At 63.0% G+C, this 13,865-nt stretch carries 9 protein-coding genes and 1 pseudogene; 5 read left to right on the forward strand and 5 right to left on the reverse strand.

Annotated features, from left to right (window positions below):
• Positions 1-175: 175 nt before the first annotated feature.
• Together hrpA and APH28_RS14425 are read left to right on the forward strand one after the other, a co-directional pair.
• Entirely contained in the window at positions 176-4,081 is a 3,906-nt protein-coding gene (gene hrpA / locus APH28_RS14420) for an ATP-dependent RNA helicase HrpA (RefSeq protein ID WP_060510412.1), read from the forward strand.
• A 176-nt stretch (positions 4,082-4,257) separates the two neighbouring features.
• Positions 4,258-5,379, forward strand: a complete 1,122-nt coding sequence (locus APH28_RS14425) for a beta-ketoacyl-ACP synthase III (protein ID WP_060510414.1) — start codon at positions 4,258-4,260, stop codon at positions 5,377-5,379.
• Positions 5,380-5,582: 203 nt separating this feature from the next.
• Here APH28_RS14425 and APH28_RS14430 read toward each other — a convergent pair whose 3' ends face one another.
• Positions 5,583-6,827 (reverse strand): putative porin, encoded by a 1,245-nt coding sequence (locus tag APH28_RS14430; protein WP_060510416.1) that lies wholly within the window; start codon positions 6,825-6,827, stop codon positions 5,583-5,585.
• A 261-nt stretch (positions 6,828-7,088) separates the two neighbouring features.
• Here APH28_RS14430 and APH28_RS14435 point away from each other — a divergent pair.
• Positions 7,089-8,216: pseudogene (locus tag APH28_RS14435) on the forward strand (GNAT family N-acetyltransferase).
• 123 nt (positions 8,217-8,339) lie between these two features.
• Here APH28_RS14435 and APH28_RS14440 read toward each other — a convergent pair.
• From APH28_RS14440 to APH28_RS14455, 4 genes are all read right to left on the reverse strand, one after another.
• Positions 8,340-10,172, reverse strand: coding sequence for an ABC transporter ATP-binding protein (locus tag APH28_RS14440; RefSeq protein ID WP_060510418.1), 1,833 nt, complete (start codon positions 10,170-10,172; stop codon positions 8,340-8,342).
• A gap of 62 nt (positions 10,173-10,234) precedes the next feature.
• A complete protein-coding gene (locus APH28_RS14445; protein ID WP_060510420.1) occupies positions 10,235-10,792 on the reverse strand; it encodes a peptidylprolyl isomerase in 558 nt (185 codons plus the stop codon).
• Positions 10,786-11,598: an alpha/beta fold hydrolase gene (locus APH28_RS14450; RefSeq protein WP_060510422.1), complete on the reverse strand. Its 813-nt coding sequence runs from the start codon at positions 11,596-11,598 to the stop codon at positions 10,786-10,788. The genes APH28_RS14445 and APH28_RS14450 overlap by 7 nt, the downstream gene beginning before the upstream one ends.
• Positions 11,599-11,611: 13 nt before the next feature.
• Positions 11,612-12,535: a LysR family transcriptional regulator gene (locus tag APH28_RS14455; protein WP_060510424.1), complete on the reverse strand. Its 924-nt coding sequence runs from the start codon at positions 12,533-12,535 to the stop codon at positions 11,612-11,614.
• A gap of 47 nt (positions 12,536-12,582) precedes the next feature.
• Between APH28_RS14455 and APH28_RS14460 the strand changes: the two genes are divergently transcribed.
• Complete coding sequence (locus APH28_RS14460; RefSeq protein WP_060510426.1) at positions 12,583-12,897, forward strand: hypothetical protein; 315 nt, start codon at positions 12,583-12,585, stop codon at positions 12,895-12,897.
• Positions 12,898-13,007: 110 nt separating this feature from the next.
• Entirely contained in the window at positions 13,008-13,607 is a 600-nt protein-coding gene (locus APH28_RS14465; RefSeq protein ID WP_060510428.1) for an FMN-dependent NADH-azoreductase, read from the forward strand.
• Positions 13,608-13,865: the final 258 nt, after the last annotated feature.

A 13,865-nucleotide genomic window follows, 5' to 3' on the forward strand; every position in this document is an offset into this window, starting at 1 on the left:
CTCACATGCGGCGTAAGGTTGATTAAAGCAGTGAATGGCAACGTTCACATTGGACTTGGCTAAACATTGCCATTGCCGGTACAGGCAGCAGAGAAACGGCAAATCTGCGACAATCGCGCATCCTTCGAATGCCGATCATGAAAAAGCAGGCTCACCTGCATCATTAAAAAGCCCCATGACTGACCACGCCATCGACAAACTGCTGCAAAACCTCGACCACGCCATGATCGCCGAGCGCCATCGCCTGCGCCGGCAGCTGCATGAACTGCGCAAGCGCCCGGATGAGGCAAAGCTGGCGCAGTGGGTGGAAAAGGTCCAGGCATCCTGCGCCCAGGTCACCGCTCGCCAGAACAGCGTGCCGCAGATCCGCTACGACGACAGCCTGCCGATCGCCGCCAAGCGCGACGAGATCAAAAAAGCCCTGGCGGAAAACCAGGTACTGGTGATCGCCGGTGAAACCGGTTCGGGCAAGACCACCCAGCTGCCAAAGATCTGCCTGGAACTGGGCCGCGGCAGCCATGGCCTGATCGCCCATACCCAGCCACGGCGAATCGCCGCGCGCAGCGTCGCCGCCCGGGTGGCCGAAGAGCTGGGCACGCCGCTGGGCGGGCTGGTCGGTTACCAGGTGCGTTTCGAAGACCAGAGCGATGCAAACACCCTGGTCAAGCTGATGACCGACGGCATTCTCCTGGCCGAAACCCAGCACGACCGTTTTCTCGAGCGCTACGACACGATCATCGTCGACGAAGCCCACGAGCGCAGCCTCAACATCGACTTCCTGCTCGGCTACCTGAAAACCCTGCTGCACCGCCGCCCGGACCTGAAGCTGATCATCACTTCGGCAACCATCGACCTGGAGCGCTTCTCCAAGCACTTCGACGATGCGCCGATCATCGAGGTGTCCGGCCGAACCTTCCCGGTAGAAACCTGGTATCGCCCGCTGACCAGCGAGCAGGACGAGGAGGGCAACCAGGTCGAGGACGACCTCACCGTCGACCAGGCGATTCTCGCCACCCTCGACGAGATCGCCCAGCATGAGCGCAGCGTGGGCAAAGGCCCCGGCGATGTACTGGTGTTCCTCCCGGGCGAGCGGGAAATCCGCGACGCCGCAGAGATCCTGCGCAAGGCGCAGTTGCGCCACACCGAGATCCTGCCGCTGTATGCGCGCCTGTCGCCGGCCGAGCAGCAGCGCATTTTCCAGTCGCACACCGGGCGCCGTGTGGTGCTCGCCACCAACGTCGCGGAAACCTCGCTGACCGTGCCCGGCATCCGTTACGTGATCGACACCGGCACCGCGCGCATCAGCCGCTACAGCTACCGCGCCAAGGTCCAGCGCCTGCCGATCGAGGCGGTTTCCCAGGCCAGTGCCAACCAACGCAAGGGCCGTTGCGGCCGGGTCGAGCCGGGCATCTGCATTCGGCTGTATAGCGAAGAAGACTTCAACGGCCGGCCGGCCTTCACCGATCCCGAAATCCTGCGCACCAACCTGGCGGCGGTGATCCTGCAGATGCTGCACTTGCGCCTGGGCGCGATTGACGCCTTCCCGTTCATCGAGCCGCCGGATGGCAAGGCCATCAGCGACGGCTTCAACCTGCTGCAGGAGCTGTCGGCGGTCAACCGCGAGAACCAGCTGACGCCGATTGGCCGCCAGCTGGCGCGCCTGCCGATCGACCCACGGTTGGGCCGCATGCTGCTTGAAGGCGCGCGTCAGGGCAGCCTGCAGGAGGTGTTGATCGTCACCAGTGCGCTGTCGGTGCAAGACCCGCGCGAGCGCCCGCCGGAGCGCCAGCAGGCGGCCGACCAGGCCCATGCGCAGTGGAAGGACGCCGATACCGACTTCGCCGCGCTGGTCAACTTGTGGCGAGGTTTCGAAGAGCAACGCCAGGCGCTGACGGCCAGCCCGCTGCGTAACTGGTGCCGCAAGAACTTCCTGAATTACCTGCGCCTGCGTGAATGGCGAGATGCTCATCGCCAGTTGTCGCTGATCTGCCGCGAGCTGCAGTTGGCAGTCAACAAGGAACCGTCTGATTATCAGAAGGTGCACAAGGCAATCCTCAGCGGCCTGCTCAGCCAGATCGGCCAGAAGACCGAGGAAGGCGATTACCAGGGGGCCCGCCAGCGGCGCTTCTGGGTGCATCCGTCATCGGGCATCGGTCGTAAGCGCCCGCAGTGGGTGATGGCCGCCGAACTGGTGGAAACCACCAAGCTGTATGCGCGCATGGTTGCCAAGATCGAGCCGGACTGGATCGAGCCGCTGGCGACCCACCTGATCAAGAAGAACCACTTCGAGCCGCACTGGGAAAAGAAGCGCGGGCAAGTGGTGGCTTATGAGCAGATCACCTTGTACGGCTTGATCCTGGTCGGCCGTCGCCCGGTGCATTTTGGCCCGATCGACCCGGTCACCTCGCGTGAACTGTTCATTCGCGAGGGTTTGGTCGGCGGTGAAATCCAGTCGAAGGCCAAATGCCTGGCGGCGAACAAGCGCCTGCTCGAAGCGCTCGACGAACTGGAGGCCAAAGCCCGTCGGCGCGACATTCTGGCCGATGAAGAAACCCTCTACGCCTTCTACGAAGCACGCTTGCCGGCGGAGATCCATCAGACCGCGACCTTTGATGCCTGGTACCGCATGACCAGCCAGAAGGACCCGAACCTGCTGATCATGCGCGAGGAAGACGTGCTGGCCCGCGAAGCCAGCGAAGTCACCGCCGCGCAGTACCCTGACAGCCTGCAGGTGGGCGAACTGCGCCTGCCGCTGACCTACCACTTCGAGCCGGGCCACCCGCGTGACGGCGTAACCGTGCGGGTGCCGGCACCGCTGCTGCCAAGCCTGCCGGGCGAGCGCCTGGAGTGGCTGGTGCCAGGCCTGCTCGAAGCCAAGTGCGTGGCGCTGGTGCGCAACCTGCCCAAGGCCCTGCGCAAGAACTTCGTGCCGGTGCCCGACTTCGTCAAGGCATCGCTGGCGCGCATGACCTTCGGCCAGGGCGCGCTGCCCCAGGCGTTGGGCCAAGAGCTGTTGCGCATGACCGGTGCGCGGGTTTCCGATGAAGCCTGGGCCGAATCGGTCAACCTGGTCGAAGGCCACCTGCGCATGAACATCGAAGTGGTCGATGGCGAGGGCAAGTTCCTTGGCGAAGGTCGCGACCTGGCTGAGCTGACCGCGCGCTTTGCTGCCGCCAGCCAGGCGGCACTGGCCGTGCCGCGTACCGAGAAGAGCGAGCAACCGGTGCAGGCCAAGGCCTTCAGCGAAGTCAAACAGACCGCCCAGCAGAAGATCGCCGGCCTTTCGATGACCGTGTACCCGGCCCTGGTGGAAGAAAACGGCACGGTGCGAGAGGGGCGTTTCTCAACCCAGGCTGAAGCCGAGTTCCAGCACCGTCGCGCCTTGCAGCGCCTGTTGCTGCAGCAGCTGGCGGAGCCTGCCAAGTTTCTGCGCGGCAAGCTGCCGGGGCTGACCGAGCTGGGCCTGCTGTACCGCGAACTGGGCCGCGTCGAGGCGCTGGTCGAGGACATTCTGCTGGCCAGCCTGGACAGCTGCATCCTCGAGGGAGAAGCCACTTTGCCGCGTGACGGCGCAGCCCTGGCCGCGCTGGCCGAGCGCAAGCGCGGCAGCTGGGCCGAGCACGCCGAGCGCCTGGCCCGCCTGACCCTGGAAGTACTCAAGTTGTGGCATGGCTTGCAGAAGCGCTTCAAGGGCAAGATCGACCTGAGCCAGGCGGTGGCGCTGAACGACATCAAGCAGCAGCTGGCCAACCTGGTCTATCCGGGTTTCGTGCGCGAGACCCCGGCAGTCTGGTTCAAGGAGTTGCCGCGCTACCTCAAGGCGGTGGAGTTGCGCCTCGAGAAGCTCGGCGCCCAAGTGCAGAAGGACCGGGTCTGGAGCGGCGAGCTGAGCAACCTGTGGGCGCAGTACAAGGCACGGGCCGACAAGCATGCCCAGGAAGGTAAGCGCGATGAGCAGCTGACTTTGTACCGCTGGCTGCTGGAGGAGTATCGGGTGTCGCTGTTTGCCCAGCAGTTGGGTACCAAACTGCCCATTTCCGACAAGAGATTGAGCAAGCAGTGGAGCCAGGTGGAAGGCTAACTGCCTTGATTTGTGGCACACTTCAGGGAATTTGAGGGCCGCTTTGCGGCCCTTTCGCGGGCACGCCCGCTCCCACAGTGTCAGCGTACGTCTTTTAATTGGCACGAAAGTGCCATTAAGTTGCCATATTCCCAGCCAGCGCCCCGTGGCGATGGCCTTTGAGCAGAGGATCGATCGTGCATAACGTCGTGATCAGCGGCACCGGCCTGTACACCCCGGCCCAGAGCATTTCCAACGAAGAACTGGTGGCCTCCTTCAATGCCTGGTCGCAGCAATACAACCAGGACAACGCCGCCGCCATCGAGCGTGGCGAAATCGAAGCAGCGCCGGTGTCCGACGCCGCCTTCATCGAAAAGGCCTCGGGCATCAAGAGCCGTTTCGTCATGGACAAGGCCGGCATCCTCGACCCGCAACGCATGAAGCCGCGCCTGCCCGAGCGTTCCAACGACGAGCAGTCGATCCTCTGCGAAATGGGCGTGGCCGCTGCGCGCCAGGCGCTGGAACGCGCAGGGCGTACTCCGGCGGATGTCGACGGGGTGATCGTCGCCTGCTCCAACCTGCAGCGCCCGTACCCGGCCATCGCCATTGAAGTGCAGCAGGCGCTGGGTATCGAGGGCTTCGCCTTCGACATGAACGTGGCCTGCTCGTCGGCCACCTTCGGTATCCAGACCGCTGCCAACAGCGTGCAACTTGGCCAGGCCCGGGCGCTGCTGGTAGTCAGCCCGGAGATCTGCACCGGGCACCTGAACTTCCGCGACCGCGACAGCCACTTCATCTTTGGTGACGCCGCCACGGCAGTGCTGGTCGAACGTGCCGACAAGGCCACTTCGGCGCACCAGTTCGACATCGTTGGCACCAAGCTGCAGACAGCGTTCTCCAACAACATCCGCAACAACTTCGGCTTCCTCAACCGCGCGGCGGAAGAGGGCATCGGCACGCGCGACAAACTGTTCGTGCAGGAAGGCCGCAAGGTGTTCAAGGAAGTCTGCCCGATGGTCGCCGAGCTGATCGGCAAGCACTTGGGCGAGAACAACCTGCAGCCTTCTGACGTCAAGCGCTTCTGGCTGCACCAGGCCAACCTGAGCATGAACCACTTGATCGTCAAGAAGCTGATGGGGCGTGAAGTGAGCGAGGAAGAGGCACCGGTGATTCTCGACCGTTACGCCAACACCAGTTCGGCGGGCTCGGTGATTGCCTTCCACCTGTACCAGGATGATCTGGCCCAAGGGTCGCTTGGCGTGCTGAGCTCGTTTGGTGCGGGCTATTCGATTGGTAGCGTGATTCTGCGCAAGCGTTGACGTCGGGATTGCTGGGGCCGCTTTGCGGCCCTTTCGCGACGCAAGGCCGCTCCTACAGGAGACCGTGATCTTCTGTAGGAGCGGCCCTGCGTCGCGAAAGGGCTGAGAAGCAGCCCCAGCTTTCTAACAGGCAAAAAAAAGGCGGGAAACGCCGGATGGGGTCGGCATTCCCCGCCTTGGAGTGAAACAGAGGTGTTTGCAGCTTAGAACTTGGCTTCCAGGTCTACCTGCAGGGTGTCTACGCTGGCATCGCTGTTCGGCAGGTTGGAGTAGTCGGTCTTGGCCATCATGTAGGCCGCGCCGAGCGCGAAGTTCTTGTCGATCTCGTAACCAACCTTGAACTTGTGACCGCGCGAACCGGTGAAGCCGTTACCGAAGTCGGAGTCGGTGAACAGGCTGACTACACCGTTACGCTGTACGTCGCGGTAGTTGTAGTCCAGGCTCCAGGCGCCGATCTTGGACTTCAGGCCTGCCAGCCAGGCAGTGTCCATGCCGTCGGTGCTTTCGGTGTTCTTGACGTACTGGCCGTAAGCCGACACCGGGATGGCGAAGCCAGTGAAGTCGACCTGGCCGAAGCCTTCAACCAGGTTGAACTCGTCGGTGGTGTTGCCCAGCGAACGCAGCAATGCCGAGGCCTTGTCATTGTCGTAGCCGTAGAGGCTGGCGCCGACGGTGACCTTGACGGTGTCAGCCGCGTTGAACTTGGTACCCAACTGGGCCGCGTACAGTTGCGCGTCGTGTTTGTACTGGACGCCGTCGCCGTCGACGTTGTCCTTCAGGTTGTAGTGGCCGATGCTGCCGAACACTTCAGCCGGGCCGGCGTTGGTCTTGTAGGTGACCGCCACGCCTTCCGGGTTGATGTCGCTGTCCCAGATGATGTCGCCCATGCTCACCCAAGGCTGCAGCATCTTGCCGCCGATCAGGTGCAGGTTAGGCACGGCGGTCGGGTGCCAGTCGAGGTAGGCCAGGTCGACCCACAGGGATTTTTTCTCGAAGTAGTTGTCCAGGCTCTGGTTGGTCGAGCGGGCATCGGCGCTGCTGCCGGTGGCCACACGCACGCCGGCGTCGACCTGCGGGTTGATCTCGCTGTAGAAGCCGACGCGGGCACGAACACGTTCGCGGTCCTGGTTCGGGCTGCGGGAGATCGGGTTGTCGACGTTGACGTCTTCGTAACGCAGGCGTACATCACCCTTGATCTGGGTCTTGGCGGCCCATGCCACTTTTTGTTCGAAAGCGCTCATACGATCGGACTGAGCTTTCTGGTCGGCCTTTTCCTTGGTTTCTTTTGCCAGGTCGCCTTGCAGTTCGTTGTACTGCGCCTGGTTGATCGAGCCATTGGCGCGGAGCATTTCGAGCAGCTTGGCGTCGACAGCAGCACTGGCCGGAGTACTCAGAGCCAGCATCATGCCGGTGAGGCTCACTCCGGTAAGTGTAGAAACAAGACGCATAAGGTTCTCCCTACTTGAAAGATTCGGGGAGGCTCAGCGCCCGCCCCCATGTTGGCATGTCTTCGGAAAGGGCCTGAATAGACAGGTTCTGGGGTTCCGAAAAACAGGCGCAAGTATTGCGGGGGGGGATTACAGAATAATGTCTAATTAGTGGCACTGCTGTTAAGTAATTGAGATTGAAAGGCGAAACGGGGCGATCAACATTTGAGCGATGGGCCTCTGTTCGCCGATACTGATGGCCTTGAACAGCGAGTCGAAAACGTGACCAGTCTCTACAGCCTTGCCCATCTGCGTGACCTGCCAGCGGCGACCTGGGATGCCTTGGTTCCCCCTGGCCAACCGTTCCTGCGCCATGCCTTTCTAACTGCCATGGAAGACAGCGGCAGCGTCGCGCCTAACACGGGTTGGGCCGCTGAGCACCTGGTGCTGGAGCGCGACGGGCAGGTGCGTGCGTTGCTGCCGGCGTATCGCAAATGGCATTCGTATGGCGAGTACGTGTTCGACCACGGTTGGGCGGATGCCTGCGAGCGTGCCGGCATTGCCTACTACCCCAAATTGCTTGGTGCCGTGCCGTTCAGCCCGGTCAGCGGGCCGCGCCTGCTGGCGCTCGACCCAGCCGATGCACTGCTGGTGCTGCAGGCGCTGCCGGAATACCTGGGCAAGGGCGGGCTGTCCGGGGCGCACATCAATTTCACCGACGCGCAGTTCGATGCACAGATGGCCGGCCTGCCGGGCTGGATGGAGCGCCTGGGTTGCCAGTTCCACTGGCGCAACCACGGCTACCGCGACTTCCAGGACTTTCTCGACAGCCTTAGCTCACGCAAGCGCAAACAGATGCGCAAGGAGCGTGAGCAGGTGGCGGGGCAGGGCATCGATTTTCGCTGGTACCGCGGCGACGAGCTGGACGAGGCGCAGTGGGATTTCGTTTTTCTCTGCTATGCCAACACCTATGCGGTGCGCAGGCGTTCACCGTACCTGACCCGGGAATTCTTCAGCCTGCTGGCCGAGCGTATGCCGGAGGCGGTGCGGGTAGTAATGGCGCGCCAGGGCGGGCGTGATGTGGCCATGGCGTTGAGCTTGGTGGGAGGCGACAGCTTGTTTGGTCGCTATTGGGGCTGCCTGGATGAGTTTGACCGGCTGCATTTCGAGACCTGCTTCTACTAGGGCATGGACTTTGCCATTGCTGAAGGGTTGCAGCGTTTCGACGCCGGTGCGCAGGGTGAGCACAAGCTGATTCGCGGGTTCGAGCCGGTGCTGACGCGGTCGTGGCATTACCTGCTCCACCCGGGACTGAGGCGGGCGGTGGAGGATTTTCTGGTGCAGGAGCGGGAAGGGGTGCGCGGGTATGCGGAGGAGGCCAGGGGGATGTTGCCCTACCGCAAGGATTGAAATTTCTGCCGCCTGTGCTGGCCTCTTCGCGGGTAAACCCGCTCCCACAGGTTCACCACAGCCCTTTAGAGCTGTGCGGTACCTGTGGGAGCGGGCGAGCCCGCGAAGAGGCCGGCACAGGACTCAATCGACCCCGACAAAACCCCCGGTCTGGTGATGCCACAAGCGGGCATACAGCCCCCGCTGCTCCAGCAGTTCACTGTGGCTGCCACTTTCGACGATCCGCCCTTTGTCCAGCACCACCAGCCTGTCCATCCGAGCAATGGTCGACAGCCGGTGAGCGATGGCGATCACCGTCTTGCCCTGCATCAGCGTTTCCAGGCTTTCCTGAATCGCTGCCTCGACCTCCGAGTCCAGCGCCGACGTCGCCTCGTCCATGATCAGGATCGGCGCATTCTTCAGCAGCACCCGGGCAATCGCGATGCGCTGGCGTTGGCCGCCCGACAACTTCACCCCACGTTCGCCGACATGGGCATCGAAGCCCGTGCGGCCTTGGGCATCCGACAACTGCGGTATGAACTCGTCGGCCCGCGCCCGGAGCACGGCTTCGTGCAGCGCCGCTTCACTGGCGCCGGGGCGGCCATACAGCAGGTTGTCGCGGATCGAACGGTGCAGCAGCGAGGTGTCCTGGGTAATCATGCCGATCTGCGCGCGCAGGCTGGCTTGGCTGACCTCGGCAATGTCCTGGCCGTCGATCAGGATGCGCCCGCCCTGCACGTCGTACAGGCGCAGCAGCAGGTTGACCAGGGTCGACTTGCCAGCGCCCGACGGGCCGATCAGGCCGATCTTCTCGCCCGGGCGGATATCCAGGTTGAGCCCTTCAATGACGTTGGTGGCCCTGCCATAGTGGAAGTCCACGTCATCGAAACGCACGGCGCCGCGGCTGACCTTGAGCGGCGGCGCCTGGGGCTTGTCGGTGACGGTGACCGGCTGGGCGATGGTCTGCAGGCCGTCCTGGACCATGCCGATGTTCTCGAAAATGCCGTTGACCACCCACATGATCCAGCCCGACATGTTGACGATGCGGATCACCAGACCCGTGGCCAGGGCGATGGCGCCGACAGTGATGAGCGACTGGCTCCACAGCCATAGCGCAAGGCCCGTGGTCGCTACGACCAGCAGGCCGTTGAGGGTAGTGATGACCACGTCCATGCTGGTGACCACGCGCGAGGCCAGTTGAGTCTTTTCGGTCTGCTCACGGATGGCTTCGCGCGCGTATTGCTGTTCGTAGTCGGTATGGGCGAACAGCTTGAGGGTGGCGATGTTGGTGTAGCCGTCGACGATCCGCCCCATCAGCTTGGAGCGGGCATCGGAAGAAATCACCGAACGCTCCTTCACCCGCGGCACGAAGTAGTACAGCGCGGCGATATAGCCACCGATCCACACCAGCAGGGGCAGCATCAGGCGCCAGTCGGCCTCGGCGAACAGCACCAGCGAAGTGATGGCGTAGATCAGCACATGCCACAGCGCATCCACCGCCTGCACGGCGGAGTCGCGCAGCGAGTTGCCGGTCTGCATGATGCGCTGGGCGATGCGCCCGGCGAAGTCGCTCTGGAAGAAATTCAGGCTTTGCTTGAGCACATAGGTGTGGTTCTGCCAGCGGATCAGGCTGGTCATGCCAGGGTTGATGGTCTGGTGCACCAGCAGGTCGTGCAGGCCGAAGAACACCGGCCGCAGCAGCAGGACCACCACCAGCATCCAGATCAGCTCACCGCTGTGGTCACTGAAGAAGTTGGCGTTAGGCGTGCCTTGGGCCAGGTCGATGATGCGGCTCAGGTAGCTGAACATGGCTACCTCGATCAGCGAGGCGAACAGGCCCACCACCAGCAGGGCGAGAAAACTCGGCCAGACCTGGCGCAGGTAATACAGGTAGAACGGCCAGACGTGGCCAGGCGGCGACTCGCTGGGCGCGTCGCGGAAGATGTCGATCAGTTGCTCGAAACGGCGATACAGCATGGGTGACAAGACTCCTGTGCTACCCGACCCCGGAAGGTTTCACGTCCCTGTGAAGCCGGCGGTCAGTCGATGCGTTTGGCGGACTTGATGTACACCGGGTCGGCCGGTACATCCTTCATGCCTTTCTTGATGGTGGTTGGCGAGTTGACGATCTGGTCGACCACTTCCATGCCCTGGGTCACTTTGCCGAACACGGCGTAACCGGCGTCGCGGCCCGGGTTGAGGAAGTCGTTGTCGGCGACGTTGATGAAGAACTGGCTGGTGGCCGAGTTCGGGTTGGACGTGCGGGCCATCGACAAGGTGCCGCGGGTGTTCAGCAGGCCGTTGCTGGCTTCGTTCTTGATTGGGTCCTTGGTGTCTTTCTGCACCATCTGGTCAGTAAAACCACCGCCCTGGACCATGAAGCCCGGGATCACGCGGTGGAAGATGGTGTTGTTGTAGAAACCGCTGTCGACGTAGGCCAGGAAGTTCTTGGTACTGATCGGCGCTTTTTCTGCGTTGAGCTCGATGGTGACCTGGCCGAAGCTGGTGTCCAGCTGAACGTGCGGGGTCTTGTCAGAAGCCATGACGCTGGTGGCGAAGGCGACCGAACAGGCAGTAAGCAGAATTTTTTTCAGCATGGGCTCAATGATCCTTGAGAGGTGGAAGCGGCTGCAAGGAACTGCAGCAGGGTCTGGTTGAAGACCTCGGGTTGGTCCAGGGGCGTAGCGTGCCGGGAATCCTCGATGACCACCAGCCTGGCGTGGGGCATCAGGGCAACGTAGCGCTCCTTCAGGTGTATCGGGGTGTAATCGTGGTCGGCGGCAATCACCAGCGTGGGACAGCGAATCTGCCCGATGCGTTCCTGCACGCCCCAGTCGACGATGGCGTCGAAGCTCTTGAGGTAGGCGCGTTTGTCGTTGCGGGCCCAGCGTTCGGCCATCTTCTTGCGCAGGTCGGCTTGCCCGGGCTTGGGGAACAGCCTGGCAGCCAGGCCCTGGCCGACCGTCTCGACGCTGAGGATGCGCGCCAGGCCCCAGCGCTTGAGCCACCACAGCCAGTCGCTGCGGGTGCGGCGCTTGACCTCGGGGGCGCTGTTGACGATGCACAGGCTGCGCAGCCATTGCGGATGATCGACGGCGAACTGGAAACCGACCATGCCGCCCATGGACAGGCCGACGAAGTGCACCGGGCCGGTCTGCAGGTGTTCGAGCAGGGCCAGCAGGTCTTCGCTGAAGGTGGCGATCTGGTAACCGTCGAGGGGCTTGTCGGAGCGGCCGTGGCCGCGGATGTCCATCAGGATCACCCGGTAGTGGCGGCTCAGTTCGGGTATCTGCAGCTCCCAGTCCTGGCTGCTGGAGCCCAGGCCGTGCAGCAGCACCAGGGGTTCGCCCTGGCCATATTCCTGGTAATGCAGCGAGCATCCTTCATGTTCGAAATAGGCCATGGGCGCGGTCCTCTCAGGCTTGTGGGGGGGCTGCGAAGGGCACGTCCAGCGGCGCGGTGTCGAAATTGCGCAGCAGGTCGATGAGAATCTGCGTGGCCGGGCCCAGGGTCTTCTCTTTGCTCGAATAAAGGTAGAACAGTGGGTGGCGGCTGCCACCCTGATCGAGCGGCAGAGGCTTGAGCACGCCGTCATGCAGCTCGCGCTCGATCATGTGCCGAGGCAACCAGGCAAAGCCCAGGCCGCTGCCGACGAAGGTGGTGGCGGTGCCCAGGCTACCGACCGTCCAGCGCTGCTCGGCGCCGAGCCAGCCGACATCGCGGGGCTGGGCGCGTCCGGAGTCGCGGATCACCACCTGCAACTGGCTTTCCAGATCCTGGAAGGTGATCTCCCGACCCAGCCGGTGCAGGCTGTGCTCGGGGTGGGCGACAGCGACGAACTCCACCGAGCTCAACTCGGTGCCCAGGTAACCGCCGATGCTGTAGCTGCTGATGGCCAGGTCGGCGATGCCTTCGTGCATCACTTCTTCGACGCCGGACAACACCTCTTCACGCAGGCGCACCCGGCAACCGCGGCTCTGTGGCATGAACGCGGCCAGGGCGCGTACCAGGCGGGCGCTGGGGTAGGCCGCATCGACCACCAGGCGCACTTCGGCCTCCCAGCCTTGCTCCATGTGATGCGCCAGGTCCTCCAACTGGCTGGCCTGCTTCACCAGGTGCCGCGAACGACGCAGCAACACGTTGCCGGCCTCGGTCAGCACGGCCTTGCGGCCATCGATGCGCAGCAGCGGCACACCCAGCTGCTCCTGCATGCGCGCCACGGTGTAGCTGACCGAAGACTGCGAACGGTGCAGGGCTTCGGCGGCCTGGGCAAACCCGCCATGGTCGACCACTGCCTGCAGGGTCCGCCATTGATCCAGGGTCACGCGCGGCGCTTTCATGTTTGGCTCCTGTTGTCCTAAGCTGCGCTCTTTCAAGGAGAGCGCCCATGAAGAAATGTTGTGCGGCAATTTTGCTGTGCCTGCCCCTTGGGGCCATGGCTTACCCCATCGACGTGGAGAAGGACCTGGCCGGGGTCAAACTGGACTACACCACCTACGACACGGCTTACGACATCGGCTCCATTACTCTGAACAACTATGGGCAAGTGCCGGCGGCCTGCAAGGTGACTTTCCGCAACGGGCCCGAGGCACCGAGGGTGCGCCGGGTTAATGTGCCGGCAGGTAAAAGCGTCGATGTGACGGCCAAATTCAATCGGCAGATCATCAAGCTGCGCATCGCGCTGGACTGCAACGCGCAATAAAACAGATTAATCGATAGATTGAACCCACTTTTTACGCTTTTTTATCGATAGGTCAAGCCTTAATCTCTCCTCCATCGAATCGCAACCCTTTTTGCCGATGGAGGCACCCCATGTCCCGCGTACTGATCATCGAAAGCAGCGCCCGCCAGCAGGATTCCGTTTCCCGTCAGCTGACCCGTGACTTCATCCAGCAGTGGCAAGCAGCGCGCCCGGCCGACGTGATCACCGTACGTGACCTGGCGGTAAACCCGGTGCCGCACCTGGATGCCAACCTGCTCGGTGGGTGGATGAAGCCTGAAGAACAGCGCAGCGCCGCCGAACTGGAGGCCCTGGCCCGTTCCAACGAACTGACCGATGAAGTGCTGGCTGCCGACGTGTTGGTGATGGCCGCACCGATGTACAACTTCACCATCCCCAGCACCCTCAAGGCTTGGCTGGACCATGTGCTGCGCGCCGGCATCACCTTCAAGTACACCCCGACCGGCCCGCAAGGCCTGCTCACCGGCAAACGCGCCATCGTCCTGACCGCCCGCGGCGGCATCCACGCCGGTGCCACCAGCGATCACCAGGAACCGTACCTGCGCCAGGTGATGGCCTTCATCGGTATTCACGATGTCGACTTCATCCATGCCGAAGGCCTGAACATGAGCGGCGAGTTCCACGAGAAGGGCCTGAATCAGGCGAAGGCCAAGCTGGCCGCGGTGGCCTGAGGCGCAACGAATTCCCATCCCTGACACCTGTTTTTGCTCCTTTGGGTGTACCTGCCCGGCCTGATGGCCGGGCTTTTTTATGCCCGGGATTCTTGTATTGCCTGTGCCGGCCCTTTCGCGGGCGCGCCCGCTCCCACAGGAACTCCACAGCATTCAAGGCTTGTGCGGTCCCTGTGGGAGCGGGCGTGCCCGCGAAAGGGCCAGCACAGCCCCCACATTCCTCATGGTTGAACACCAAGGCCGCAACCCGCTAAGGTC

The sequence above is a fragment of the Pseudomonas sp. NBRC 111124 genome, assembly GCF_001320245.1.
In the GTDB taxonomy this organism is placed as follows: Bacteria; Pseudomonadota; Gammaproteobacteria; order Pseudomonadales; family Pseudomonadaceae; genus Aquipseudomonas.

Coding starts and splice junctions, on each gene's coding strand:
- APH28_RS14460 (WP_060510426.1), top strand. CDS start 12,583: ATGAAGAAATGTTGTGCGGCAATTTTGCTGTGCCTGCCCCTTGGGGCC.
- APH28_RS14440 (WP_060510418.1), bottom strand. CDS start 10,172: ATGCTGTATCGCCGTTTCGAGCAACTGATCGACATCTTCCGCGACGCG.
- APH28_RS14465 (WP_060510428.1), top strand. CDS start 13,008: ATGTCCCGCGTACTGATCATCGAAAGCAGCGCCCGCCAGCAGGATTCC.
- APH28_RS14445 (WP_060510420.1), bottom strand. CDS start 10,792: ATGCTGAAAAAAATTCTGCTTACTGCCTGTTCGGTCGCCTTCGCCACC.
- hrpA (WP_060510412.1), top strand. CDS start 176: ATGACTGACCACGCCATCGACAAACTGCTGCAAAACCTCGACCACGCC.
- APH28_RS14450 (WP_060510422.1), bottom strand. CDS start 11,598: ATGGCCTATTTCGAACATGAAGGATGCTCGCTGCATTACCAGGAATAT.
- APH28_RS14430 (WP_060510416.1), bottom strand. CDS start 6,827: ATGCGTCTTGTTTCTACACTTACCGGAGTGAGCCTCACCGGCATGATG.
- APH28_RS14455 (WP_060510424.1), bottom strand. CDS start 12,535: ATGAAAGCGCCGCGCGTGACCCTGGATCAATGGCGGACCCTGCAGGCA.